This window comes from Pseudoalteromonas sp. SG44-1 (assembly GCF_014164315.1).
Classification (GTDB): domain Bacteria; phylum Pseudomonadota; class Gammaproteobacteria; order Enterobacterales; family Alteromonadaceae; genus Pseudoalteromonas; species Pseudoalteromonas rhizosphaerae.
In genome coordinates this window covers 15,239-40,590 of record NZ_JACJEW010000040.1, presented here as the reverse complement: position 1 = coordinate 40,590, position 25,352 = coordinate 15,239, and the positions used below count along the sequence as shown (strand labels likewise).

19 protein-coding genes, 1 other RNA gene and 1 pseudogene are annotated in these 25,352 nt (G+C 41.8%); 8 read left to right on the top strand and 13 right to left on the bottom strand.

Translation table 11 applies throughout. From position 1 onward, the window contains the following. Positions 1 to 245 precede the first annotated feature (245 nt). Positions 246 to 1,449 (top strand): annotated as a pseudogene (locus tag H5187_RS16925) (IS256 family transposase). 3 nt (positions 1,450 to 1,452) lie between these two features. Here the strand turns inward: H5187_RS16925 and H5187_RS16920 are convergent. The 5 genes from H5187_RS16920 to H5187_RS16900 all read right to left on the bottom strand — a co-directional run bounded on the left by H5187_RS16920 (position 1,453) and on the right by H5187_RS16900 (position 5,752). Beyond that, a complete protein-coding gene (locus tag H5187_RS16920; protein ID WP_259399272.1) occupies positions 1,453 to 2,061 on the bottom strand; it encodes a TniB family NTP-binding protein in 609 nt (202 codons plus the stop codon). A gap of 2 nt (positions 2,062 to 2,063) precedes the next feature. Then, positions 2,064 to 3,884: a Mu transposase C-terminal domain-containing protein gene (locus H5187_RS16915; RefSeq protein WP_182798077.1), complete on the bottom strand. Its 1,821-nt coding sequence runs from the start codon at positions 3,882 to 3,884 to the stop codon at positions 2,064 to 2,066. Then, positions 3,877 to 4,506 (bottom strand): TnsA endonuclease N-terminal domain-containing protein, encoded by a 630-nt coding sequence (locus H5187_RS16910; RefSeq protein WP_182798076.1) that lies wholly within the window; start codon positions 4,504 to 4,506, stop codon positions 3,877 to 3,879. The genes H5187_RS16915 and H5187_RS16910 overlap by 8 nt, the downstream gene beginning before the upstream one ends. A gap of 133 nt (positions 4,507 to 4,639) precedes the next feature. Further along, positions 4,640 to 4,736: signal recognition particle sRNA small type (gene ffs / locus H5187_RS16905), an RNA gene on the bottom strand. 140 nt (positions 4,737 to 4,876) lie between these two features. Further along, entirely contained in the window at positions 4,877 to 5,752 is an 876-nt protein-coding gene (locus H5187_RS16900; RefSeq protein WP_182761945.1) for a DUF3014 domain-containing protein, read from the bottom strand. A 184-nt stretch (positions 5,753 to 5,936) separates the two neighbouring features. Between H5187_RS16900 and H5187_RS16895 the strand changes: the two genes are divergently transcribed. Beyond that, positions 5,937 to 7,082 carry a patatin-like phospholipase family protein gene (locus H5187_RS16895; RefSeq protein WP_149982976.1) on the top strand — a complete coding sequence of 382 codons (1,146 nt, stop codon included), beginning with the start codon at positions 5,937 to 5,939 and terminating at the stop codon, positions 7,080 to 7,082. A gap of 14 nt (positions 7,083 to 7,096) precedes the next feature. Here the strand turns inward: H5187_RS16895 and H5187_RS16890 are convergent, their stop codons facing one another. Beyond that, positions 7,097 to 9,073, bottom strand: coding sequence for a cation:proton antiporter (locus H5187_RS16890; protein WP_182798075.1), 1,977 nt, complete (start codon positions 9,071 to 9,073; stop codon positions 7,097 to 7,099). A 150-nt stretch (positions 9,074 to 9,223) separates the two neighbouring features. Between H5187_RS16890 and H5187_RS16885 the strand changes: the two genes are divergently transcribed. Continuing rightward, positions 9,224 to 10,120: a diguanylate cyclase gene (locus H5187_RS16885; RefSeq protein WP_149982978.1), complete on the top strand. Its 897-nt coding sequence runs from the start codon at positions 9,224 to 9,226 to the stop codon at positions 10,118 to 10,120. Between the two features lie 48 nt (positions 10,121 to 10,168). Here H5187_RS16885 and H5187_RS16880 read toward each other — a convergent pair whose 3' ends face one another. The 6 genes from H5187_RS16880 to lpxB all read right to left on the bottom strand — a co-directional run bounded on the left by H5187_RS16880 (position 10,169) and on the right by lpxB (position 18,156). Next, positions 10,169 to 10,516: a hypothetical protein gene (locus tag H5187_RS16880; RefSeq protein WP_182761951.1), complete on the bottom strand. Its 348-nt coding sequence runs from the start codon at positions 10,514 to 10,516 to the stop codon at positions 10,169 to 10,171. Further along, positions 10,513 to 11,820, bottom strand: coding sequence for a tRNA lysidine(34) synthetase TilS (gene tilS, locus H5187_RS16875; RefSeq protein ID WP_182798074.1), 1,308 nt, complete (start codon positions 11,818 to 11,820; stop codon positions 10,513 to 10,515). Before tilS ends, H5187_RS16880 begins: the two co-directional genes overlap by 4 nt. A 128-nt stretch (positions 11,821 to 11,948) precedes the next feature. Further along, positions 11,949 to 12,905, bottom strand: coding sequence for an acetyl-CoA carboxylase carboxyl transferase subunit alpha (accA, locus tag H5187_RS16870; protein ID WP_145240508.1), 957 nt, complete (start codon positions 12,903 to 12,905; stop codon positions 11,949 to 11,951). Positions 12,906 to 12,921: 16 nt separating this feature from the next. Further along, on the bottom strand, positions 12,922 to 16,413 hold the full coding sequence (dnaE, locus tag H5187_RS16865; protein ID WP_182718677.1) for a DNA polymerase III subunit alpha: 3,492 nt from the start codon (positions 16,411 to 16,413) through the stop codon (positions 12,922 to 12,924). Further along, entirely contained in the window at positions 16,413 to 17,009 is a 597-nt protein-coding gene (gene rnhB / locus H5187_RS16860) for a ribonuclease HII (protein ID WP_182798073.1), read from the bottom strand. Before rnhB ends, dnaE begins: the two co-directional genes overlap by 1 nt. Beyond that, positions 16,999 to 18,156, bottom strand: a complete 1,158-nt coding sequence (lpxB, locus tag H5187_RS16855) for a lipid-A-disaccharide synthase (protein WP_145240502.1) — start codon at positions 18,154 to 18,156, stop codon at positions 16,999 to 17,001. The genes rnhB and lpxB overlap by 11 nt, the downstream gene beginning before the upstream one ends. 378 nt (positions 18,157 to 18,534) lie before the next feature. On the opposite strand from lpxB, the gene H5187_RS16850 reads away from it, so the two are divergent. The 5 genes from H5187_RS16850 to cydC are packed head-to-tail and all read left to right on the top strand — an operon-like array spanning position 18,535 to position 24,938. Next, the gene (locus H5187_RS16850) at positions 18,535 to 20,136 is read left to right on the top strand and encodes a cytochrome ubiquinol oxidase subunit I (RefSeq protein ID WP_182718679.1); all 1,602 of its coding nucleotides are present in this window, start codon (positions 18,535 to 18,537) and stop codon (positions 20,134 to 20,136) included. After that, complete coding sequence (gene cydB, locus H5187_RS16845) at positions 20,133 to 21,272, top strand: cytochrome d ubiquinol oxidase subunit II (protein ID WP_145240499.1); 1,140 nt, start codon at positions 20,133 to 20,135, stop codon at positions 21,270 to 21,272. The genes H5187_RS16850 and cydB overlap by 4 nt, the downstream gene beginning before the upstream one ends. A gap of 13 nt (positions 21,273 to 21,285) precedes the next feature. Then, a complete protein-coding gene (gene cydX / locus H5187_RS16840) occupies positions 21,286 to 21,438 on the top strand; it encodes a cytochrome bd-I oxidase subunit CydX (protein WP_064667585.1) in 153 nt (50 codons plus the stop codon). Continuing rightward, on the top strand, positions 21,428 to 23,212 hold the full coding sequence (gene cydD / locus H5187_RS16835; protein ID WP_182767942.1) for a thiol reductant ABC exporter subunit CydD: 1,785 nt from the start codon (positions 21,428 to 21,430) through the stop codon (positions 23,210 to 23,212). The genes cydX and cydD overlap by 11 nt, the downstream gene beginning before the upstream one ends. Beyond that, positions 23,205 to 24,938 (top strand): thiol reductant ABC exporter subunit CydC, encoded by a 1,734-nt coding sequence (gene cydC / locus H5187_RS16830; protein WP_182798072.1) that lies wholly within the window; start codon positions 23,205 to 23,207, stop codon positions 24,936 to 24,938. The genes cydD and cydC overlap by 8 nt, the downstream gene beginning before the upstream one ends. Here the strand turns inward: cydC and H5187_RS16825 are convergent. Then, positions 24,935 to 25,318 carry a septal ring lytic transglycosylase RlpA family protein gene (locus H5187_RS16825; protein ID WP_310737469.1) on the bottom strand — a complete coding sequence of 128 codons (384 nt, stop codon included), beginning with the start codon at positions 25,316 to 25,318 and terminating at the stop codon, positions 24,935 to 24,937. The genes cydC and H5187_RS16825 overlap by 4 nt on opposite strands. Positions 25,319 to 25,352 lie beyond the last annotated feature (34 nt).

Here is a 25,352-nt window from a genome sequence, read left to right as displayed (position 1 = left end):
TCATCACATTGAGATAATGCTTTTTCAACCGCTTGAACTTTAAATTCTTGTGTAAATCGACGTCTCATTTTTATCTGCCTCTATTAAAAGTTAGAGGCGACAACTATCCTGACACAGGGGGAAAGCTACTCCCCTTTCAGTCTGGATGATTAATAATCCAATCGCTTCAACGTTACTGATGTTGACACGGGAGTGTTCAAAAATCTGTGTCATTTGATTAAACTGATAAAAAACAGGAATGACACATGACAAATCAATTCAACTTCGAAGATGCCGTTAAAGCGCTTCAATCAGGTAAAAAGCTAAACGGTAAAGATGGTGTACTTACATCACTTATCAAACAATTAACCGAGTCAGCGCTCCAGGCTGAGCTTGAACATCACCTCGCTAATGAGCAGGCGCCTAACCGTAAAAATGGCTTTAGCACGAAGACGATTAAGTCACCTGCTGGCAATTTTGAGCTAGAGACGCCTAGAGACCGCAGTGGTAGCTTTGAGCCTCAGCTCATCAAGAAGAACCAAACGACATTGAGTGACGAAATAGACTCAAAAATACTCTCCATGTTCAGTATGGGGATGAGCTATCGTGATATTAATAAACACATTGAAGATATGTACGGCATGAACGTCGCCACTGGCACCATCAGTGCTGTGACCGATAAACTTATTTCCAGAGCTTAAAGCATGGCAACAGCGCCCTCTCGATAGTCACTACCCGATTGTGTGGCTTGATGCTATTCATTACAAAGTCAAAGAAGATGGCCGTTATATTAGTAAAGCCGTTTATACGTTATTAGGGCTAGATATTCATGGCAAAAAAGAAATACTTGGCTTGCATTTATCCGAAAATGAAGGCGCTAATTACTGGTTGTCGGTACTTACCGACTTAAATAATCGAGGCGTTAAAGACATACTAATTGCATGCGTTGATGGGCTAACAGGCTTTCCAGAAGCCATTGCAGCTATATTTCCCGAGACAGAAGTTCAATTATGTATTGTTCATCAAATACGAAATTCAATGAAGTATGTCGCGTCAAAGAATCAAAAAGCATTTATGGCCGACTTAAAGCCCGTTTATCGCGCATCAACAAAAGAAGCAGCAGAGATAGCACTTGATGAGCTGGAGGCTAAATGGGGGGACGCTTATCCGCTAGTGATCAACTCATGGCGTAATAAATGGCATAATTTATCAGCCTATTTCAAGTACCCTGAGCCTATACGTAGGGTCATATACACAACGAATGCGGTGGAAGCAGTCCATCGTCAGTTTAGGAAATTAACGAAAACAAAAGGCGCTTTTCCAAATGAAAATAGCTTGTTGAAGTTGCTTTATGCTGGCATATTAAATGCTACCGAGAAATGGACAATGCCCATACACAATTGGAGCCTTTGTTTATCTCAGTTGGCAATTTATTTTAAAGGGCGTTTAGATAACGTGCTCGATCTTTAAATTTTAAGCTGACACAGAATCTTGAACGCCCTCTACCAATAAACGCGATGACCATTGAGGTTCGTCTGCTATTTTTTCTGCCCACGGCATACCAACTAATACTATCGATACGCCCGCTTCATCATTAATATACTTTAATCTGTTAGCAATCTCGCGGCGTTTTTTACCTTGGTTATGCTCAATTAGCTCTTGAAACTCATCAATAATTATCAGCTCTGTGCCACACGTTTTTAGGCACTTTATTAATGATGTCGTTAACCGAGTACCATTTACTCGCAGTTTCCGCTCTGTACTACCTACTTGCCCTAAGTCTTTAAGAAGCTCGGCTAAAGTAGATTCTAGTGTCGGATTGCTAGGTATGCGGCTGACTAATACAGGGTGATTCATCACTCCATTAATAAATTGCGGTAAGTGACGTTCTTTATACTGTTTTATTAGTGCTGTTTTACCTGTGCCTGTATCGCCATTTAACAGCATGCAAGGCTTTTCACCTGTTAGCCCTTTACCAAGTCTTAATCTGTCAAAGTCATTAAATACCGTGCTTATTATTGGGTATTCAATAAATACATCGCGAAATTCATTAAGCTTTTCTTTTTGTTTGTCGGTCAGCATAATTAAAATCCATCTAAGTCTGAAATAAAGTCATCCCAGCTATCTGTTGGTTGCTCTTTAGGTGTAACCTTTTTGTGTTCTACTGGCTCGCTCTGAGCTATTGATTTCTGCGAGTCGCTACTAACATTTTGATGCTTAGCTAATGCTTTACCGCCTTTTACTTTTGAGTGTTTTGGCGCATTTTTTAACTCTTCAAACTCGTTTTGAATTTTATTATGAATAAACATACGCGCTTTTGCTAAGCCTACATTATCGATAGAGCTCGAAATAAAGTCGCGATGAATGCGCATATTTATTTTATGCTGATTCAAACTCAAACCTTGGGTATAGTCTTGATCTTTACATGGCACTTTGATGTAGTGCTCTAGTTTATCAAGGTAAACGTATATATAAGAAATATCATCGGGGTTTAATTTAATTAAAACGTCTTGAGATACTTTATGGCTAAATTGCTTTCTATAATTGGCCAGCTCAGTACTGTCGTAGCTTAAGTTTTCTAGCCTTATTCCACCTTTACGGAGCACCCGATGATTTGAAATACTGAGCACAACATCTAGCTGTTGAAGATCATCATTACTCAGTACTGTTGGTGGTAACGTATTAAAGCCTTGATCCCATAATTGGCTTGGTATGTACTTAAATCGGCTGTCAGCATCTTGATGGTAAACGTCTACTACCCATTTATGAAATAGCTGCATAAAGGTCGTAAAGCGCATGATTGCATCTTTTTTGGGGTTATATTCATGTTTTTGCAAAATGTTAGAAAAGGTTTTACCTGGAATCGGATCTAATAACTCGGTGTTAATAGTGCCAAACATACGCTCTACAAAAGGTTTAAGCCAAGGCTTTTTCGTTGGATTATATTGAATGTTTACTCCAGTTTCACAAACAGCAAGCTCAAGATTGTTACCCCAAAACTCTCTTCCATTATCAGTAACGAGTGTTTCAATTTTACCAGCACACTTCCACTCATTTACTGTATCAGGGTATAGCTTTGCCACTTCACTTTTAGGTTTCATGGCATTCATCATCGCTCGCCTTACTGCATCATAGCTAGGCTCACTGAAGCTAAAGTAATAGCCAACAATACAATGGCTATACACATCTACTAACATAGTGAGTGTTGGCCGACCAAGTGGGATATGTAGCTCATCATCCAATAAAATAAGATCAAGGGGTGTATGGTCAATTTCAACTTTTTCAAGTACTCGGGTAGGCCGTGTATGCCCTTCCACTTTATTAAAAGCAATATCAGCAAGGCGCTTACCATAACGAGCAACCATTACTTCGTATTGTGGTAAGTTATCTATTCTGTTTTTAAACGCTTTGTATGTTAAAGGCTTTAGGGCGCTACCAACAACGCTGTCGTTTTCAATAGTCACTAAGTCTTTATAGAACTTGTAAGCCGAAGCCACTGATGGTTTTTCTTTTACTAAGTAACGCTCAAGTGCTTTTTCAAAAAACTTATCGGTGGCTGTATCGCGCTCCCTGTTACCCTTTTTTTGATGGCTTGGTATTAGCGCCATAATATTTTTATCTGCATTTGTATAAGCGCTATACCATCGTGCTGCTGTTCTCCAGCTGGGCTTTTTTTCTCCCTCAACTTCGGGCATTTCTTTTAATAAAGGCTCAAGATTTTTTTGTGTCCAACCGCCTTGAATTTTAGCCTCAAGCCATTGAATATATTTAAGCTTAGCGAATGTTGTTGTTTTTATTTTTTCAGGAAGGGCTTGTAAGTCTTTAGCGTAATTTTGAGGTAGTTTGGCTGCTACTTTTGGTAATGGCTGGTTAAATTCATCTTCAAACAAACCGTCATTAAACATTGTTAGACCAAATTGCTGTTTCTATTGATATTTCATTTGTAGTTAAGTCGGCAAATAACTGCCCTAGTGATAATAAGCGTAGCACCGTAGCAAGTAGCTCACCGGCAGTTACTTTTAAAAAGTTAACTAACTGGCCCACTTTAATAGAGCCGTATTGCTTAACAAGTTCTAGCACCGATGCTTGCAGCTCTGTTAAACACTGAAAACCAGAGTAGCGATGTAAAAGCTTTAAGTTATTGAGTGTTGGGTATACACGGATTTGTTTATCTGTAACCAGTATTAAATCACGTCCATCTTGCTTTGCTATGGCATGCTTTTCAATAAAACGTGTACGAAAGTCTTCGTCGGCAATTTTGCTTTGTGGTTTTACTTCGATAAATTTTTGCGTGCCGTCTGTGTGGGTAAGTAAAAAGTCAGGTGTGTAACGGCAAGTACGGTTATCGAACTCATATTCGTAACCTAGTGGTTGTGCCTCAAATGCGGCTATTAATGGTGAAAATTCAAAATGGAAACAGGCATCAAACTCTAAAGAGGATTCGACTAAACAGGTAGATTTATTTTTTTGACTAGCAAATTTATGGAGGTTTTTTACACGGGAGTGTTTTAGTTTTCTTCTGTACATGTGAGTCAACCATCTAACCATTTGGTTAAATACTAGACTATGCCACCTTATACTTCCAATTTATGTCATCTTTTAGTACAAATATGTCAACTTATACTTCAAACAACACCCAAATGAGGAATTTGGGTGGCAGTCTTACCAGCCACATCTCGGCACACACGTCACAAACTGTGGCTGCTCCCTTCCGGGCCTGACCAGGTTCGCCTGCTAGTGTTGCGAGAGGACCAATAAGACTACCATTGAGGGCCTTGGTTGGCGCGGGAGGGATTATCTCTACTTTTGCTGTGTTATTCAAGGGGAAACATAAAAAGAAAGTGCGACTGCATGTTAAACATACAATCGCACTATTTTTTAAACGATTTAAGTAAGATTATTGATTATCTAACTCTTTTTTTACGTTACGTAGTACAGCTTTTATTTTTTTCATATTTTCAGGGCCCATGCGTAGCAGTTGTTTTTGTGCCGCTGGTAGGCGTTCCCATTCTGAGTAAGCATATTGATAAGTTACTGAATCACGTAACAGTGGCATATCCCCTTTTGGCTCTGGGGTATCCAATAATAGGTCTATCGCTTCTTCAAGTGTTTGATTAAATGCATCACCTTGATAGCCAATTTCTGTATACGCATCATTGATAAGTGGTTTGTACTCATCGTATAAACGTACGATTTGCGCTGCGCTCATGCTAGTAAAGATTTTTACATAAGGGGTATAACGCTCATAGCTGTTTGGATCAATGGTAAGAATATCACCCTCTACCACACTAAAGCCTTCTTCTAACTTAATAACGGGAGTGTGTTTTTGCGCAATTTTACCTTTGGCAAGATTATCTATAAATACCACACCACGGCGAATAACATCGTCGTTTATAACCAAACTCATAGCGGCATCACTTAGGTATTCGTCTAACTTAGCAACAACGACAGGATCGCTTTCATCAAGAGTAGGTAGTGGCTCTACTTGCGGCTCAGGCTCTACTGGGCGTGGCGTTGGCACGGCTAAATCAGCAGGCTTTTCAGGATTAACAGATGGGGCATTAACAACCGGATCGTTCTCTGGTTTTAGCTCCATCATGGGGCGCTCTGCTACGTGTTGCTCAACTTCGGTTGCTGATTGTGACTCATCACTTGAGTTTAATAACACAAACGCTGCAGCAATAATGATAATAATTAAAATGATGCCTGCAAATAAAAGGTTATTATTCGGTGGACGTTTTTGAACATCTGACGCTGATGGTTGATCTGACATACGAACTCCATAAATATTAAAATGCGATAACAGTAAGAGTACCCTAAATGGATTTAATTCATAGCCTACACTAATAATTATTAACGTAGCTAAGGTATCCTTTGATTCTTCTAGCTTAAAGACTTACAGTTAATAAATAAAGTAAAGACGCTTAACCGCTTAATTGCAACGACGAAACTCAACTATGAAAATCAAGCAAATCGATAAAAACAAACCTAAAGTTGCTCTGTTACTGACCGGTGGTGGTGCACGTGCCGCTTACCAAGTTGGGGTTCTTAAAGCGCTCGCGCAAAGTATGCCGCGTACCGCCCCGCTACCATTTACTATTATTAATGGTACATCTGCCGGAGCGATCAATTCAGCCGCGCTAGCAAGCTATGCTTCATGCACCCATTTGGCGGTACGTAAACTGGAATCTGTTTGGAAAAACTTTTCTACGTCAATGGTATATAAAAGTGATTTTATCAGCGTGTTTGGCCATTTAATGCGTAACATGCTGACCAGTTTTCAATCTGAACATATTAATCATCCACCAGCGAGCTTGTTGAATAATCAGCCTTTACGTAATTTACTTAATGAAATTTTAGATTTAACTCGCATTGAGCGTAATTTACACCGTAATTATTTAGATGCGCTGTCAATCACCGCATCAAGCTATACCACGGGTGATTCTGTGGCGTTTTTTCAATCTAATACACAATCACCTTGGCGGCGCGCTAAACGCGAAGGCCAAGCGACCCGTATTAACGTTGAACATTTAATGGCGTCCAGTGCAATTCCTATGGTGTTTCCGAGCGTAAATGTATACAACCACTACTTTGGTGATGGCTCTATTCACCAATTGTCGCCACTGAGTCCATGTGTCCATTTAGGCGCTGAAAAAATATTTATTATTGGTGTTGATCAGCCCAAAGAAGCTCATCCGCCGGGTTATCTCCCTCACTTCCCAGGGTTATCCTCAATTGCGGGCCATTTGCTCGACAGTGTGTTTACCGACACCTTACAGTCAGATCTTGAGCGCCTTGAACGAATTAACCGAACTTTAGGTTTGTTACCTGGGCGTGATAAACACCAAGAATTAAAGCAAATACAAAGTTTTGTGATCAATCCATCAGAAAACTTTAACGCCATTGCTGCAAACTATTACGGTGATATGCCTTTAGCCATTAAAATATTACTGCGCATGATCGGGGTTAAAAAACGTTCTCAATCGAGTTTAACCAGTTACTTATTGTTTGAAAAACGCTATACCCAGCATTTGATTGAAATTGGTTATAAAGATGGTTTAGAGAAACTGCCACAGATACGCGAATTTTTAGAGCTCGATTAACAGTTAACGATTCACTAATCCGTACCATCGAGTAAATAGCACTCTACCCGCTCTACTCGTCGAGGTTTACCTTGTAGTACAAGAATATCTCCGGCGAGTAAAATAGTGTGCAGCGATGGACTCTCAATTTCACGGTCTTTGCGCCGTAATGCTCGCACTGATACTTTACGTTTTTCGAGATTTAATTCATTAATATTTTTAGCAACCGCAAAAGCATGTTCAGGCAGTGCTATTACGTGTAAATACTCAAGCCGCTCGGCATTGTTTTCTTCACTATCAAATTTATCTCCGGCAAAAAAACCATGTAAAAATTGATAGCGATTCCGCCGCTCTTTACTAACCCGCCTAACAATACGCGACATTGGTACGCCCGACATAGATAACACGTGCGACACTAACATTAAGCTCGCTTCCAGCGTTTCGGGCACCACCTCAGTCACGCCAAGCTCTTTGAGTGCTTCGAGATGACTATCATCGCGCATGCGTACCAGTATTTTCACGTCAGGAGCTATTTGCTTTATCGCATCGATCACGATTTGCGCATGTTCAAAATCGGTGAAAGTAATGATCACTAGTCGAGCTCGTTCGACTCCTGCTGATTTTAAAATATCTTTTTGTTTTACATGACCAAAAATAACGGGCTCTCCAGCTGCTTTGGCCTCTTGAACTAGTATTGGGTTACTTTCAACAGCAACGTACTCTATTGCTTCTGGCTTTAAAAACCGCGCAATAGTTTGCCCCACCCGAGAGAACCCACAGATAACTACATGGTTTTGATACAAAGTGCTACTGTTAGGCTGTTGCTGCCACTCACCGTTGGGATTTTTTAATACCCCAAGTTGTTTTAATAACCAAGGCGTCGATTCTATTAAATAAGGTGTTAAGCCCATCGACATGACTGCAATAGCGATTAAAAATGAGGCGTGATCTAAAGCTAATAATTGGTGTTTAGTAGCAAGTGCAATTAATACAAAACCAAACTCGCCCATTTGCCACAGCATGATGCCTGCTGCAATTGCATCTTGTTTTCGCTCGCCCATCAGTTGCGCTAAAAAAGTAATAACACCAATTTTTAATACTAGCATTAGCGCTAATGCAGCCACTATCCAATACCATACGCCAAACACGTATAAAATATCGAGCTGCATGCCGACAGTGACAAAAAATAGGCCCATTAAAATATCGCGAAATGGTCGAATATCGGCTTCTAACTGATGTCGGTACTGGCTTTCGCCGAGCATCATTCCTGCTAAAAATGCGCCCAGCGCCATCGATAAGCCAAATAAATACGTTAAGCCTGCGGCAAATAAGGCAACCACTAAAGTAGTCAAAACAAACAATTCATCGGTGCGCATTAATGCAACTTCGCTAAAGACTTTTGGCAATACCCACTTGCCTATCATCCATAACAACAAACATACAAACGCGCCTTTAGTTAAAGCGAAAGTCAGCGCCCAGGCAATGCCCTCAGTACCACTACTTTGGGCTAATAAGGGTAAAGTAATCAGTAACGGCACCACCGCAATATCTTGAAATAATAACATTCCGATAGCGAGCTGCCCTCGCCGCTGTTTAAGTTCGCCGGTTTCTTTAAGTAATTTAACCACCACCGCTGTTGATGACAGCGCCATTAATGTCGCGATAGTAAAACTACTCAGCACAGACAAATCCATCAGCAATAAAATCAGCATAAACACAATACTTGTGACAATTACTTGCAACGTGCCCAAGCCAAATACAATATTGCGCATTGCCATTAAGCGGCCAACAGAAAACTCCAGCCCTAAACTAAATAATAAAAATACAATACCAAGCTCAGCTACAAAATGTATTTCATGACTTTGCGCCATCCAGCCAATGCCATGACTACCCGCTAATAAGCCAGTAGCAAGGTAAGCGAGGATCGGCGGTAAGCCAATGCGCTTAAATAACCATACCAGCACCACAGCAGCCAGTAATAAGCCAAATATTTGAGCCAATACACTTTGCAAATAAACCTCCTATTTATATTATTGCCATACCGTCAAAATTTTAGCTGCTTAAGAGTTAACTATAGCAACTATCTGTTTTTCAGCCAGTTTGGAATAGTGGCACAAAAATCGCTTAGAAAAGTAATAACAAACTCCTAGGGGGAGAAAACCATGGAAAATGTCCATATTTTGACGCAGCGCATCTCAGCACGTGGCGAGTTCCTGCCGTTTTCGGCAGAGCATTACCGTAATAATGAGCCCGCAGCTATCCATAGTTTGCTCGAGAAACTGCAAACAACGTTGAACATAGAAGAGCTACTAACGATTTATGCTGAACACGCAAAGCAGCTTATTAATTTTTCAGGCTTGCAGTTTCAGTCATCTCTTGGGGTGGCACAAATTGCTAATAGTGATAACAGCAAACCGCCATATTCATTTAATTTAGACATAAATAATGAACATTTAGGACAGCTTATCTATTTTTGCCAATATCCGCTTTCGGGCAATATTGAACAAAAGTTAGTTGGCTTACACTGCGCATTGGTTTACCCATTACGCAATGCATTAATGTATAGCCGCGTACTAAAACTAGCGACTAAAGACACCTTAACAGGGCTTAATAATCGTAGTCAGTTTGATGCTATTTTGACGCAAAAATTAGAGCGCTTTCGCCGCCATCATCGTCCATTTAGTTTAATGTTGTTAGATTTAGATAACTTTAAACAAGTTAATGATAGCTACGGTCATAAAATTGGCGATGACGTATTACAAGAGTTTGCCAACGTTTTATGCAGTAGTATTCGCGGCACAGATTCTGTATTTCGCTTTGGTGGCGATGAGTTTGCGGTATTAATTGATGATCCTGAATTTACCACAAATAAAGTGATTGCTCAGCGAGTGATGCAGTTAGTGGCGCAGTCAAGTTTAATGAAACAATATGAAGTCACCACCAGCATTGGATTTACCTTGGCAAACAGCAAAGATTGTGAGAATGAGATTTTTGCCCGCGCCGATAAAGGTTTATACAAGGCCAAAGCATCAGGGCGTAATTGCGCGAAAGCGTATTAATTAAAGGTAAGCCTAGTTCCCCCGCTAGGCCTTACTTTGATATTTATACTAACTTTTTGACTTGACCAATAACTTATAGCCTAATAGTGCTAAGCAAAAACCAAAAAAGAAACCACTAATTAGGTATAACAAAGCAGCCATGCTGGTCAGTGGTACAACAATGACCATTAATAATGGAATACTCACCCCAACAATAAAAAATAGTCCGCCTTTACCTAACCAGTACGCAATTAAAATAATCGCACACACCAAACCACCTGCAACCGAATACGCTAACGTTAATAGCGCCAGCTCAAACATTACCGTGGCAATGCCCGCTACAACGGCTGTAACTATAAGCCCTAACGGCGCTTTATTGACTAGTGATAAACCAACGTGTGGCTGTGACGTTGTCATATTTTTATCTCCCAAAATATACCTTTTTCATCGGCGTGTTCTGCACTTATAAAATGCCCTACGACATAAACCAATTGCTCATTATAAAAAATTAGTGGCACATTAGCACGTAACCATGGCGCTACTTTGGCATCTTTAAACCAATGTTTAATACTGTTGTGACCCGGTTTTTTAAGCGGTTTAATACGCGCCTGTGGGCAATTAAACTGAACAGAAACGTGTTCATCAGACAATGGCTTTCTAACTCCTATACCTGATAATTGTATTAGGGTGCGACCATCTGAAAGTAACTGTTTTTGAGCTGTTAGTGATTGGCTGTCAGGAACGGTTGTTTCACGTACAAAATATAAAAAGTTTTGATGCCGGCGAACTTGCCCTTCGGTTAACTGAATAAGTAGCTGCGCATCAGCTTTTGCTGTTAAACCTTGTGTAAGTATTTGCTGAGTTTGTTGTTGTGATGGCATAAGCGTCGTAAACTGCCCAAGCCAACAACGCAAAACACTTGCTTGGCGCGCAGCGCTAAAATTTGCTAGCTGTAAACAACTTAACCCTTGCTGGGTGTTTTGGCATTGGCTTAAATCTAACTGAGTGTATTCATCAAGTACATCTTGCTGCTGTTGAAGAAGGTTAACACTGCGTGCTGCGCTTTTCTCAAAGCCGCTAAATCGTTCACTTAATAGAGGTACTATTTGCTGACGAATAAAGTTGCGATCAAAGCGCTCATCTGTATTTGAATCATCGGTAATATGCTCAAGCTTAAACTCGGTAGCAAATTGTTCAATACTGTATCGTGTGCTGTTCAGCAGTGGCCGTAAACATTCTCGCCCAGAACTCAAGGTGCGAGTTTGCCGCATAGATGCTAAGCCTTGTAATCCTGAGCCGCGTTTTAGCCGCAGTAAAAACGTTTCTAGTTGATCATTTAAGTGCTGCCCTAGCAAAATAATACTGCCGCTTGGGCTATGCTGATCAAGTGCCTGATACCGAGCATCGCGGGCGAGCTCTTCTAGACTCGTGCGTGATTTATTGGTGATTTTTACCTGAGCCGAGTAAAAAGGAACTTTTACTATTGCACATAGTTTTTCGCAAAAATGCTGCCAATCGTCGCCATACTGACTTAAACCATGATTAACATAAACTGCGCTTAATTGCAGTTGCGGTATTTCAGCTTTTAGCGCATTCATTATATGCAGTAATACCACCGAATCCACACCACCAGAGAGCGCTACCGTAAATGCGGTTTTGTGCTCATCGGTATAAGGCGTAATGGCATTTTTTACTTGTTGGTATAACGATGTAGTTTGCATGAGTAACCATCAACTTAAATTTAGTAGTGCTCCTAGCTCCTAGCTCCTAGCTCCTAGCTCCAAAGCATTCTAAAACAAAAAAGCCGCAATAGCGGCTTTTTTTCATCAATTTGGTTGTTTTGTTTATCTTAACAATAACCAAACGACATTAAACGTTTATAGCGTTGATCAAGCATCTCATCCAGTGACAGAGCTTGTAAATCAGCTAAATCGCGCTTAAGTTGATTTTTCAGGTTACGCGCCATACCTTCGTAGTTACGGTGTGCGCCACCTAATGGCTCTTCAACTAAGCTGTTGATCAAATCAAGCTCTTTAACACGCTCAGCGGTTACACCCATCGCTTCTGCAGCAAGAGGGGCTTTATCAGCGCTCTTCCACAAAATTGATGCACAACCTTCTGGTGAAATCACCGAGTAAGTACTGTACTGCAACATGTTAACGCGATCACCTACACCAATGGCTAGAGCACCACCTGAGCCACCTTCACCAATAACCGTACAAATTGTTGGCACTTTTAATGCTGCCATCACTTTAAGGTTACGTGCGATTGCTTCAGATTGGCCTCGCTCTTCAGCGCCAACACCTGGGTATGCACCTGGGGTGTCGATAAAGGTCATAATTGGCATTTTAAAACGCTCTGCCATTTCCATTAAGCGTAATGCTTTACGGTAACCTTCAGGCTTTGGCATACCAAAGTTACGTTTAATTTTTTCAGCTGTGTCACGGCCTTTTTGTTGGCCAATAACCATCACTGGTTGACCTTCAAAGCGTGCAACACCGCCTAAAATTGCCGGATCATTCGCAAAAGTACGATCGCCAGCAAACTCGTCAAATTCCGTGAAAATACGCTCGATATAATCTCGAGTATAAGGACGCAACGGATGACGGGCTAACTGAGAAACCTGCCAAGCACCTAATTTAGAGAATATTTCCTCTTTCATTTTAGCGCTTTTCTCTTTTAATCGACTGACTTCCTCTTCTAACTCAAGGTCTAAATCGCCAGCGCGGCTTATATTTTGTAACTCTTCAATTTTTGCTTCTAACTCTGCGATTGGAAGCTCAAAATCAAGATAATTGAGGCTCATGCTCTAAACTACCTAATTAGTTAAATTCTAGTTCTACATCTTGCGCCGCCATTAACGATAACTTATGAATTAAGTCATCACTAGGCGTAACACACCATTCTGTCCCGAGGGTTAACTGTGCCAACGCATCTGGACGCTGATAGTAAACCTTAATCGGACAAGTACCAAACTTATAAGGTTCGAGTACTTTTTGTAATTTATCGAAGAAGTTGGCTTCGATTTGCACCATATTTAGCGTCATTTTAATCGCTTTAATACGTTTTTCGCGCGCTTGCGCGATGGTGCATATGTCTCTGGCGGTCATTGTAATACCACCGGAGAAGTTATCAAAGCTGACCTGTCCAGATATTACCAAGATATTGTTGATTTGCAGCATATCTTGGTACATTTCAAACTGTTCTGGGAATAAGCGTACATCAATACGGGCACTCTTGTCATCTAAAGTTACAAGCCCCCAACGATTTCCCTTTTTATTTACTAGTGTACGTGCAGCTATAACAAGGCCTGCAGCGGTTGATTGCACATCACGATTAGTTGGCTGTAAATCCACTAATTTACCACTGGTGTAATATTTCAGCTCTTTACGATACTGATTTATTGGGTGCCCGGTTAAATATAAGCCTAAGGTTTCTTTTTCCCCATCAAGCCATTGGTTATCAGTCAGTGGCGTGGCTTTTATAAATGCTTGCTCGACTTCATCCGGCTCTGTCGCTAATAAACCAAATAAATCAGTTTGCCCTAACGACTCTGCTTTATGATGCTGATCAGCCGCTTTCATCGCGTCTTTTAAGCTTGCCAATAACGTAGCACGCGCTGGTTGCGTTTTCTCGGGACCGAGTTGATCAAGCGCACCGGCGTAAATAAGTTTTTCGGTTACGCGTTTATTGATACGTTTTAAATCTACCCGCGCACAAAAATCGAATAGGTCTTTAAATGGCCCACCGTTACTTCGCGCTTCTAAAATTGCATCTACAGGCGCTTCACCCACGCCTTTGATAGCACCAATACCATAAACAATTTCACCCTTGAGGTTTACTGTAAACTTATAGGCACCAGCATTTACATCAGGCGGTAATAAAGTGAGCTTCATGTTCTCACATTCATCAACCAAGGTGACGATTTTTTCAGTGTTATCCATATCAGCCGACATCACCGCCGCCATAAATTCAGCAGGATAATGGGTTTTCATCCACAGCGTTTGGTACGATACTAACGCATAGGCTGCGGAGTGTGATTTATTGAAACCGTAGCCTGCGAACTTCTCTACCAAGTCGAAGATCTTAATCGCCAGTTCGCCGTCAATGCCGTTATTTCGCGCACCATCTTCAAATGTTGAACGCTGTTTTGCCATCTCTTCTGGCTTTTTCTTACCCATTGCACGACGTAACATATCGGCGCCACCTAAGGTGTAACCTGCCAGTACCTGAGCAATTTGCATTACTTGTTCTTGATACAAGATAATGCCGTAAGTCGGCTCCAAAATAGGCTTTAAGCTTTCGTGTTGATATTGTGCATCTGGATAAGAAATTTCTTCGCGACCAAGTTTTCGGTCGATGAAGTTATCTACCATGCCTGACTGTAATGGCCCGGGACGAAACAAGGCTACCAAGGCGATCATATCTTCAAAGCAATCGGGCTTTAAGCGCCTTACTAAGTCTTTCATACCCCGGGATTCAAGTTGGAATACCGCGGTAGTTTCTGCTCTTAATAGCAGCTCTATACTCTTTTTATCATTCAGTGGAATGGTGTTGATATCTATTGACTCTTTGCCCTCTCGGGTTAAGCGCTCATTAGTCATATCAACTGCCCATTGCAAAATGGTCAGGGTTCGTAGACCTAAGAAGTCAAACTTTACTAATCCGGCGGTCTCTACGTCATTTTTGTCAAACTGAGTAACCGGAAACTTACCTTCATCGTCACAATACAGGGCGGCAAAATCAGTAATTGTAGTCGGTGAAATAACCACACCACCGGCATGTTTACCAGCGTTACGTGTACAGCCTTCAAGGATGCGACACATATCGATTAAGTCTTTTACTTCTGTATCGCCATCGTAAGCTTCTTGCAGGCGTGGCTCAACATCAAACGCTTTTGCCAACGTCATGCCGGGATCGCCTGGGATCAGTTTTGATATACGGTCAACAAATCCGTACGGGTGGCCAAGTACTCGGCCAACATCACGTATTACCGCTTTTGCTGCCATAGTACCAAAAGTAATGATCTGTGATACCGCATCTCGTCCATACAGAGCCGATACGTGATCGATTACTTCATCGCGTCTATCCATACAGAAATCGACGTCGAAATCCGGCATTGATACACGTTCAGGGTTCAAGAAGCGCTCGAAAAGTAAATCAAATTCAAGCGGATCAAGATCGGTAATTTTCAGCGCGTACGCCACTAACGAACCCGCACCTGAACCACGCCCTGGCCCAACTGGAATATTGTTATCTTTACTCCACTGGATGAACTCCATTACGATCAAGAAGTAACCAGGGAAACCCATTTGGTTAATTACATCGAGCTCGATTTGTAAACGCTCGTCGTATTCAACACGTTTTTCTGCTCGGTCCGCTGCATCAGGGAATAAAAACTGTAGGCGCTCTTCAAGACCGTCTCGGGATACTTTCACCAAGAAGTCTTCAATTTTTAATGAGCCGGTTGGGTAATCTGGTAAGAAATACGTACCAAGCTGCACCGTCACATTACAGCGTTTGGCGATTTCCACACTGTTTTGCAGCGCTTCAGGGATATCACTAAACAGCTCAGCCATTTGTGCTGGGGTTTTTAAGTACTGCTCTTCAGAGAAGCGCTTTGGTCGGCGTTTATCATCAAGCGTATAGCCGTCAAATATTGCTACGCGTATTTCGTGGGCCTCGAAGTTTTCAGGCTTCAAAAATACCACTTCGTTGGTAGCCACTACTGGCAACTGCTCAACGGTTGCAAGCTCAACCGCTAAGTGTAAATAATCTTCTTCTTGTGTACGCTTAGTACGTATCAACTCAATATAGTAGTTATCACTAAAATGCTGTTTATAAAAACTAACCACCGACTCAACTGTGGCTGGGTTGCCTTTTAATAGCGCTTTACCTAAATCGCCATCTTTGGCACCAGAGAGTAAAATAAGCCCTTCTTTGTGCTCAACTAACCAATCTCGTTCAATAACAGGGCGATGAAATAAATGCCCACGTTGATACGCTTTAGAGATTAAAAGGGTAAGATTTTTATAACCGACATTATCTTTAGCTAAAATAACTAACCGACAAGGCCCTTCTGGAAACTCTGGGCTGTGTAACCAAAAATCAGCACCAACAATTGGTTTAATACCCGCATTATGAGCGGTGTCATAAAAGCGCACTAAACCACATAAGTTCATTTGGTCGGTAATGGCCAATGCCGGTAATTGTAATTCCTGCGCTTTGGCGACAATCGGTTTAGTTTTCGCTAAACCATCGACCATTGAAAAGTCTGAATGTACCCGTAAATGCACAAAATCTGGAGCTGCCATTACTTCTCCAGCATCGCCAGTACACGTTGTACTGGTTTAAAGCTTTTACGATGTTCACTAATGGCGCCGTGCTGCTCAAGAGCAGCAAAATGTGCCTTGGTTGGGTAGCCTTTATGACCTGCAAAACCATATTCTGGATAGCGTTTATCAAGCTCAATCATTTCATCATCACGGGCAACTTTAGCAATAATGGATGCTGCTGAGATCTCTGCCACTAGACTGTCGCCTTTTATTACGGCTTGTGCCGGCATACTGAGCGCAGGTAGGCGATTGCCATCGACAAATACAAACTCAGGGGTGGTACTTAAGCCTTCAACCGCACGAGTCATTGCCAGCATAGTGGCATGGAGAATATTTAACTCGTCGATTTCTGTGGGGCTACATCGGCCAATGGACCAACACAGCGCTTTTTCTTTGATCTCAATTGCCAGTGCTTGGCGTTTTTTATCGGTTAACTTTTTTGAATCCGCAAGACCAGCTATCGGTTTAGCTGGATCGAGGATCACCGCAGCGGTCACTACATCGCCAACTAATGGCCCACGGCCGACTTCGTCAACGCCAGCGATAAAGCTGAGGTTAGGTCGTTCAATTTGCATCTATAATCTCCGCAACAGCAGTGGCTGCTTGCTCACTAGCATTTAAGCGTATTTGCTGGTGAATGGCTAAAAAACGCGCTTTCAACTCGCGATTATCACTATTTAGCATTGGTTCAAGGGCGTTCGTTAGGTTTTCAACGCTGCAATCATGCTGCATAAATTCAGGCACTAGCTCTTCGTCAGCTAATAAGTTTGGTAACGAAAAGTATTTAATATTAAAAGTGAATAAACTTTTAAAAATCCAATAACTTAGGGCTTTTATTTTATAGCCAACCACCATAGGTTTTTTATAAAGCATCCCTTCCAGGGTCGCGGTACCTGATGCAATTAAAATCACATCTGCCGCTTGCATAGCAAGGTTCGATTGTCCATCCAACAACTGAATATTTAGTTGTGGCGCTGTAGCTGCCAAAATAGCACTAAATTGTGCTTTGCGTTGCTCATTTACTAATGGCACCACTATTTTTAAATCAGGATTTTTAGCTTGTAGCCCGGCCGCTGTTTTAAGGTAAGTTTCACTAAGCAACCCTACTTCTGAGCCTCGACTACCTGGCAATAATGCCAGTACTTTATCATCAAGGCTTAAACCTAATTGTTGACGCGCTGCGCTGTCGTCATGCTCAAGGGCAATATCATCAGCCAGTGTATGGCCAACAAAAGTACATGGCACATTATGTTTATCGTAAAATGCTTTTTCAAACGGTAATAAAGCCAGCACCATATTGGTTGCAGCGCTGATTTTGTGAATACGTTTTTCTCGCCATGCCCACACTGATGGACTTACATATTGAATCGTTTTAATACCAGCATCTTTTAACGGCTTTTCAACCCGTAAATTAAAGTCAGGTGCATCAATACCTATATAAACGTCTGGCGGGTTATCAATAAAGTGTTGGACTAGTTGCTTGCGAATTTTTAATAACCGCGGTAATCGGCCTAGCACTTCCACTAAGCCCATTACAGCTAACTCTTCCATATCAAATAAGCTACTACAGCCTTGCGCCTGCATTTTCGGCCCTGCAATACCTTCAAAAATGGCATCAGGGTAGCGCTGTTTCAATGCTTTAATTAGGCCTTCACCTAAAATATCACCAGAGAGCTCTCCAACTACAATCGCTATACGTAGTGGCTGTTTATCTTTATTCATGGCTGTTTTTTATTCACAAGTCAACAAGACGGTCATAGGCAGTAGTCTAGCTTGTTTTACTGCGCGATTAAATGACACACCCTGAATAAATTAGAGAAACCTTCAGCAACGTACCTTTACTGATACAATCAGAACTATTTGCCTGTTTTTCAAACATATATTGGTAAATAGTTAAGCTCTGTGTTTCACTAACTAAAGCCGATTAAAAAGCGTCGCATTAATCATAATGGGGTAATATTTATCCATGTTGTGATTGACAATAATTAACCAAAAGAGAATAATGCATAAAGTTTCAATAATTACTGAAACTTAATTAACTAACTTTTGCTTACTTTATTTGTTTTGTGACTCGCCCGCACATACAAGGAGCTATAAAAAATGATAGATGAAACCTTTGTGGATCTATCGCGATTACAGTTTGCTGTCACCGCCCTGTTTCACTTTTTATTTGTACCACTGACTCTAGGTATGACCTGGATTTTAGTGATCATGGAGTCGGTTTATGTAATGACCGGCCGAGAAATCTACCGTGATATGACCAAGTTTTGGGGTAAACTATTTGGCATTAACTTCGCCATTGGTGTAGCCACAGGCCTTACCATGGAGTTTGAATTTGGTACTAACTGGTCTTATTACTCTCATTATGTGGGCGATGTATTTGGCGCTCCCCTTGCTATAGAAGGGTTAATGGCATTCTTTTTAGAATCGACCTTTGTGGGTATGTTCTTTTTAGGCTGGGAGCGGCTCAGTAAACGCCAGCATTTAGGTGCAACCTTTTTAATGGCTATTGGTACTAATATGTCTGCGCTGTGGATATTAGTCGCTAATGGTTGGATGCAAAATCCTGTCGGTGCTGAATTTAACTATCAAACTATGCGCATGGAAATGACGAGTTTTGCCGAGCTTGTGTTTAACCCTGTCGCACAAGTTAAGTTTATTCATACTGTGTCTGCGGGCTATGTTGCCGCATCCATGTTCGTATTGGGGATCAGTAGTTGGTATATCCTTAAGGGCCGTGATCTCGCTTTTGCAAAACGCTCTTTTTCAGTCGCTAGCGGCTTTGGTTTAGCCTCAGTATTGTGTGTTATTTTACTTGGCGATGAATCAGGCTATGAAGTCGGTGAAGTACAAAAAGTAAAACTGGCAACCATTGAAGCTGAATGGCACACCGAGGAAGCACCCGCTGCGTTTACGTTAGTTGGGATCCCTGATTCCGATAAACAAGTGACCCATGCTGCCGTTAAAATCCCGTATGCACTAGGCTTAATAGCGACCCGCTCGCTAGATGAGCAAGTCATCGGCATTAATGATTTAGAAAAACAACACGAAGTGCGTATTCGTAACGGTATGATCGCTTATAAATACCTTGAAAAACTGCGCAGTGGTGATGACTCAGCTGAGAATATTGCTAAGTTTGACACCCTCAAAGCTGATTTAGGCTACGGCTTATTGTTAAAGCGTTATACACCAAATGTAGTGGATGCAACTGAAGCACAAATTCAGCAAGCCGTTAAAGATTCGTTCCCTCAAGTAGGCCCGATGTTTTGGTCATTTAGGATCATGGTTGGCTGTGGTGTGATTATGCTGGGCGTATTTGTATTGTCTTTTTATTACAATGCACATCGTGTGATTGAACAAAAACGTTGGTTATTGTGGGCTGCGGTGTGGAGTATCCCTCTACCTTGGATAGCAATTGAATTTGGCTGGATAGTTGCAGAGTATGGCCGTCAGCCGTGGGCAATCTCTGAAATACTGCCAACCTTTTTAGCGACCTCGTCACTGACTGTCAATGATATTTTAATAAGCTTAACCGGCTTTATCGTATTCTACACCGGCCTTGCTATTGTCGAGGGCTGGCTGATGCTGCGATTTGTAAAAATAGGACCAAGTTCATTGCACACTGGTAAATATCACTTTGAACATTTAGATGACCATACTAATGGCGACCAAATAACTGACGAGCAAGGAGCAAAATCATGATTTTCGATTATGAAACGTTAAAGTTACTTTGGTGGGTTATCATCGGCGTATTGTTAATTGGTTTTGCAATCACCGATGGTATGGACATGGGCGTGGCTATGCTTATCAAGTTAGTTGGTAAAACCGACAGTGAACGCCGTGTGGTGATCAATACGGTAGGTCCACACTGGGATGGTAACCAAGTATGGTTTATCACCGCAGGTGGTGCCTTATTTGCAGCGTGGCCGATGGTTTATGCGGCTGCATTTTCGGGCTTTTACTTTGCTATGATGTTGGTATTGTTTGCCTTATTTTTTAGACCTTTGGGTTTTGACTATCGCAGCAAAATTGACTCTCCACGCTGGCGTAACAATTGGGATTGGGGCTTATTTGCTGGCAGTGCCATTCCTGCTCTGGTATTTGGCGTGGCCTTTGGCAATCTGTTTTTAGGTGTGCCATTTAGTATTGATGAATACCTTAGAACCAGCTACCAAGGATCTTTCTTTGCATTATTAAATCCATTTGCCTTATTAGCCGGCTTGATCAGCGTAACTATGTTACTTGCCCATGGCGGTATGTGGTTACAGCTGCGTACAGACAGTGATGTTGCTCGTCGCTCAGCGCAATATGGTCGTTATGCACTGTTAGCATTCATCGTGTTATTTGCTGTTGCAGGTATTTGGATTGCTAATCTTGATGGTTACCAAATAATCTCGATGGGTGATACGCAAGGCTTTGCAAACCCACTAGATAAAACAGTAACCACCTCTGCAGGTGCTTGGTTAAACAATTATCAACAAATGCCTTTAACTATGCTGTTCCCTGCGGTCGCTTTTTTAATGGCTGCATTAGCGTGGATATGTTCAAAAATTAATAGACCGGGGCTGGCATTAATAGCAACAAGCTTAATGCTTGGCGGTGTGATCATGACGGCTGGAATGTCTTTATTCCCATTTATTATGCCATCAAGTAATCACCCTGATATTAGTTTAACAATATGGGATGCGGTTTCTAGCCATAGAACATTGAATGTAATGTTTATTGCAGTAAGTATTTTTGTGCCACTTATTTTACTTTACACCACATGGTGTTATGTGAAAATGTGGCGCAAAGTAACCGTAGAAGAAATTGAAAATAACAGCCATGGCAGTTACTAAGGAGATTTGATCTATGTGGTATTTTGCTTGGATACTCGGTGTTTTATTAGCCTGTACGTTAGGTGTGATCAACGTTATGTGGTACGAATTTGGCCAGAACAAAGACAGTATCGCTGACGACGAACAAGAATTACACGATAGGCTTAATCGCCAAAATGACGACTAACCCCCGACCAAATCGCGCGCAGCAAACTACGCTGCGCGCGTTTTTAAAAACGCATTCCAATCACGCTGGCAGTCTTTTAAAAATCAGTATTGCGCTAGGAACATTTAACGCATTATTGATGATTGCCAGTGCTTATTTAGTGGCACGATCAATTCATTTAGTGATGTTTGAACACGCCAATTTAGCCACTATTACCCCTTTACTTTGGCCATTAGCAGCATTGATTTTAGGGCGCGGAATATTGCTTGGATTTTCGCAGCGCATAAGTGCCCAAGCCGCACTTAAAATTAAAACTGCTATGCGCCATACTTTACTCGAGAAACTCACCTTACTTGGGCCAAGTTATATTGAACAACAAGGTCATGGCGCGACTTTAAACACCCTACATAATGGTGTTGAAGCACTGCACGATTATTATGCTAATTATTTACCGAGCGTGGCTTACAGTGCGCTTATTCCTTTGGCTATCCTGATGGTGATTTTTCCTACCGATTGGAAAGCTGGGTTGATTTTTTTATTCACCGCCCCTCTAATTCCGTTTTTTATGATTTTGGTTGGCCACAAAGCAGAACAACTGAATCAACAACGTTGGCAACAACTAGCTGTGTTAGGTAATTACTTTTTTGACCGCTTACAAGGCTTAACCCAACTAAAGTTATTTAATGCGACTACGCGCGAACTAAAGCAAATTGCCAAAATTTCCGATGACTTTCGCCATGCGACTTTAAACGTATTAAAAATCGCATTTTTATCATCTTTCGCACTCGAATTTTTAGCGACCATTAGTGTCGCGTTAGTAGCGGTGATAATCGGTTTTCGGTTGTTTTTTGGTACCTTAGATTTTTCGACCGGCTTTGTTGTACTGTTACTTGCTCCGGAGTTTTATTTACCGCTGCGCCAACTCGGCAGCCATTACCATGCCCGATTAGAAGGGATTAGTGCCGCCGCTGATATGCTAAAAATATTGAATGAGCCACTCCCTGCTAAGGATCTTGAGAACATACAACCAAATACTCAAAATAGCTTAAACTTACCAAGTATCGAACAACTCAATATTGATAATTTAAATTTTCATTACCCACAAAGTAATGAAGGCGTTAACAATATAAACCTAACATTTGCAGGCACAGGCCTGTATGCCATCGTTGGTCAAAGTGGTGCTGGTAAAAGCACCTTACTCGATTGTTTATTAGGGTTTCATCCTCAGGTGATCGGTGCTGTTACGGTAAATCAACAACAATTAGCCGCATCACACATTAAGCAATGGCAGCAACATATTGCCTGGATCCCACAACAACCTACTTTATTGTTTAACAGTATCAAAGCTAACTTACTATTGGCCAAACCGGATGCCACACTCACGCAGCTAGAAACTGCAGCAGAGCAAGCTGGTGCACTTGAGTTTATCAATCAATTACCAGAGGGCTTTGACACTCAAATTGGTGAACAAGGCGAAGGACTCTCAGGCGGGCAAAAGCAGCGGATCGCTTTAGCTCGGGCATTTTTAAAACAAGCGCCAATTTTGATCCTTGATGAGCCAACCGCACACCTCGATAGCCAAACTGAGCAACAGGTGCAAGCGGCTATCAATCATTATGCACAGCAACATCTCGTTGTGGTGATAGCCCATCGCTTAAATACCATTGCACAAGCTAAACAAGTTATTGTAATGAAAGATGGTGCTGTTATTGAGCAAGGTAGCTTTAAAACCCTCATCGATAACCAAGGCGCGCTGTTTGATTTAGTGCATGCAAGGAGTAAACAGCATGACTAATTTTTTACGTTTATTAAAACTGTGTAGACCGCACCTAGGTGCAATGCTGTTAGGGGCATTTTTAGCAACCTTAACAGGACTGGCAAACGTTGGCTTATTGGCTATTTCTGGTTGGTTTTTAGCCGCCATGGCTGCAGCTGGCTTGGCTGGCACGCAAATGAATTACTTCACACCAGCCGGCACAATTAGATTTTTGGCAATCGTAAGAACCGCCTCTCGTTACGGCGAGCGATTGGTAACCCACAACGCCACCTTTTTATTATTAAGTGAAATTCGTGTCAGTGTTTTTAACACGCTAAGCCAGCTAAGCAATGTTGATTTAGCCATGAGCCGCAGCGCCGATCTATTTAACCGCATGCAAAATGACGTTGAAGCGCTCGATAAATTTTACTTAAACGTATTATTACCGATGATTGTTGCGCTAATCAGCGTGCCAATTGTGGTTGCAATTATGGCAGCCTACAACAGTAATGTAGCGTTACTATGCTTTACTGCACTCTTAATAGTAGGCGTTGCCCTGCCGATCATACTGAGTAAACAACTTCAGCAAACTGCCGACCTCGAAACTCACTATTCGGCGACTTTACGTGCTGAATTATCAGATACCCTAAGTGGCTTACGAGAGTTGGCTATCTATCAAGCCACCGAGCAACAAATTGAGCAATGTCGGGCAGCCAGTGAACGCTATAATCGGCAACTATTTGTTCGCCATAGCGCCGAAGCACATAGTAATGGCATATCACTATTAATAGTACAACTGAGTATGCTCGGTGCCATTGTGATAATTGCACCGCTAGTTTACAGCGGAGCTATGGCCAATGTTGAACTGGCAATGCTTAGTTTATTTGTGCTTGCTAGTTTTGAAACGGTGCTAACGCTACCAAATGCGTTTATTCAATTGCCCGTAGCGCTAAGCGCTGCAAAGCGTATTTTTGATTTAGAAGATAAACTGCGCCCTGAAACTACAAGCGTTCAGGAGTCGTTATCAGTGCAACCTTTAGGGCTTGAATTTAAAGATCTTAGTTATTGTTACCACAGTGATACTTTTGCGCTTAACAACTTAAGTTTTGCGATTGAGCCACTGCAAAAAGTCGCGATTGTGGGGCAAAGCGGCAGTGGGAAAAGTACGCTGGTTAATTTACTCAGTGGTTTATGGCCACAGCAAAATGGTGAAATAAACCTGAACTCAGCAGACAAAACCATAGCAATTAACACGATCAGTCAACAAAATCGCTGCGAACTGATTAACATAGTCGCACAACAACATCATATTTTTGATGGCACCATTGCTGAAAACTTACGCTATGCGGCGCCCTCAGCAACTAAACAACAAATGCGCACAGCCTGTCAACAAGCACAGTTAGGTGATTGGCTTAGCGAGTTAAAACTAGGATTAGACACCCGCTTAGGCACAGGTGGCAGAAGTTTGTCGCGTGGGCAATCGCGGCGTTTAGCGTTAGCGCAAGCCTTACTCAGAGCACCGGCTATTTTAGTGCTTGATGAGCCAACCGAAGGCCTCGACAATCAATCGAAGCATCAAGTTATGGATGCGATATTAACCAGCATGGGGCACTGTACTGTGATCAGCATAACTCACGACCCTGCCTTACTTGCCAATATGGATAACGTAATTTGGTTAGAGCAAGGGCAAATAAAAGCGATTGCAACGCATCAGCAACTATTAGCAGAGCAACCTGATTACATGAACTTGATCACACGCTTTTAGTCAATTACTTCAACGGTTACGTTAATAACGCCCGAGCTTGGCTCTGCGAGTTGCTCATACGCATGCTTTGTTAAATCGATGATACGGCCGGGAATAAAAGGACCGCGATCATTCACTCTAACGACCACTGAACGGTTATTTGCTGTGTTTGTGACTTTAACTTTGCTGTTAAAAGGGAGCTGTTTGTGCGCCGCAGTCATGGCTTGTTGGTCAAACTTTTCACCACTAGCGGTCAGCCGACCATGATATTTATCGGCATAAAAGCTAGCATTTCCCTGCTCACGAATACCTGTGCTTGTTGCTGAATAGTTTGTCTGCGAGCTACTACAGCCAGCTAAAATAGCCAGTGATAAGCTAATTAAAAGTGCTTTAATCAAAATTCAACGCTCCCTTAGAATGCATGAAGGTAGCAGG

Excerpts from the sequence above, each read along its gene's own strand:
- cydB (WP_145240499.1), top strand. The coding sequence starts at position 20,133 with ATGATTTTCGATTATGAAACGTTAAAGTTACTTTGGTGGGTTATCATC.
- H5187_RS16900 (WP_182761945.1), bottom strand. The coding sequence starts at position 5,752 with ATGTCAGATCAACCATCAGCGTCAGATGTTCAAAAACGTCCACCGAAT.
- H5187_RS16880 (WP_182761951.1), bottom strand. The coding sequence starts at position 10,516 with ATGACAACGTCACAGCCACACGTTGGTTTATCACTAGTCAATAAAGCG.
- H5187_RS16895 (WP_149982976.1), top strand. The coding sequence starts at position 5,937 with ATGAAAATCAAGCAAATCGATAAAAACAAACCTAAAGTTGCTCTGTTA.
- dnaE (WP_182718677.1), bottom strand. The coding sequence starts at position 16,413 with ATGGCAGCTCCAGATTTTGTGCATTTACGGGTACATTCAGACTTTTCA.
- H5187_RS16885 (WP_149982978.1), top strand. The coding sequence starts at position 9,224 with ATGGAAAATGTCCATATTTTGACGCAGCGCATCTCAGCACGTGGCGAG.
- cydD (WP_182767942.1), top strand. The coding sequence starts at position 21,428 with ATGACGACTAACCCCCGACCAAATCGCGCGCAGCAAACTACGCTGCGC.
- accA (WP_145240508.1), bottom strand. The coding sequence starts at position 12,905 with ATGAGCCTCAATTATCTTGATTTTGAGCTTCCAATCGCAGAGTTAGAA.
- tilS (WP_182798074.1), bottom strand. The coding sequence starts at position 11,820 with ATGCAAACTACATCGTTATACCAACAAGTAAAAAATGCCATTACGCCT.
- rnhB (WP_182798073.1), bottom strand. The coding sequence starts at position 17,009 with ATGCAAATTGAACGACCTAACCTCAGCTTTATCGCTGGCGTTGACGAA.
- H5187_RS16915 (WP_182798077.1), bottom strand. The coding sequence starts at position 3,884 with ATGTTTAATGACGGTTTGTTTGAAGATGAATTTAACCAGCCATTACCA.
- H5187_RS16850 (WP_182718679.1), top strand. The coding sequence starts at position 18,535 with ATGATAGATGAAACCTTTGTGGATCTATCGCGATTACAGTTTGCTGTC.
- cydX (WP_064667585.1), top strand. The coding sequence starts at position 21,286 with ATGTGGTATTTTGCTTGGATACTCGGTGTTTTATTAGCCTGTACGTTA.
- H5187_RS16920 (WP_259399272.1), bottom strand. The coding sequence starts at position 2,061 with ATGCTGACCGACAAACAAAAAGAAAAGCTTAATGAATTTCGCGATGTA.
- lpxB (WP_145240502.1), bottom strand. The coding sequence starts at position 18,156 with ATGAATAAAGATAAACAGCCACTACGTATAGCGATTGTAGTTGGAGAG.
- H5187_RS16910 (WP_182798076.1), bottom strand. The coding sequence starts at position 4,506 with ATGTACAGAAGAAAACTAAAACACTCCCGTGTAAAAAACCTCCATAAA.
- cydC (WP_182798072.1), top strand. The coding sequence starts at position 23,205 with ATGACTAATTTTTTACGTTTATTAAAACTGTGTAGACCGCACCTAGGT.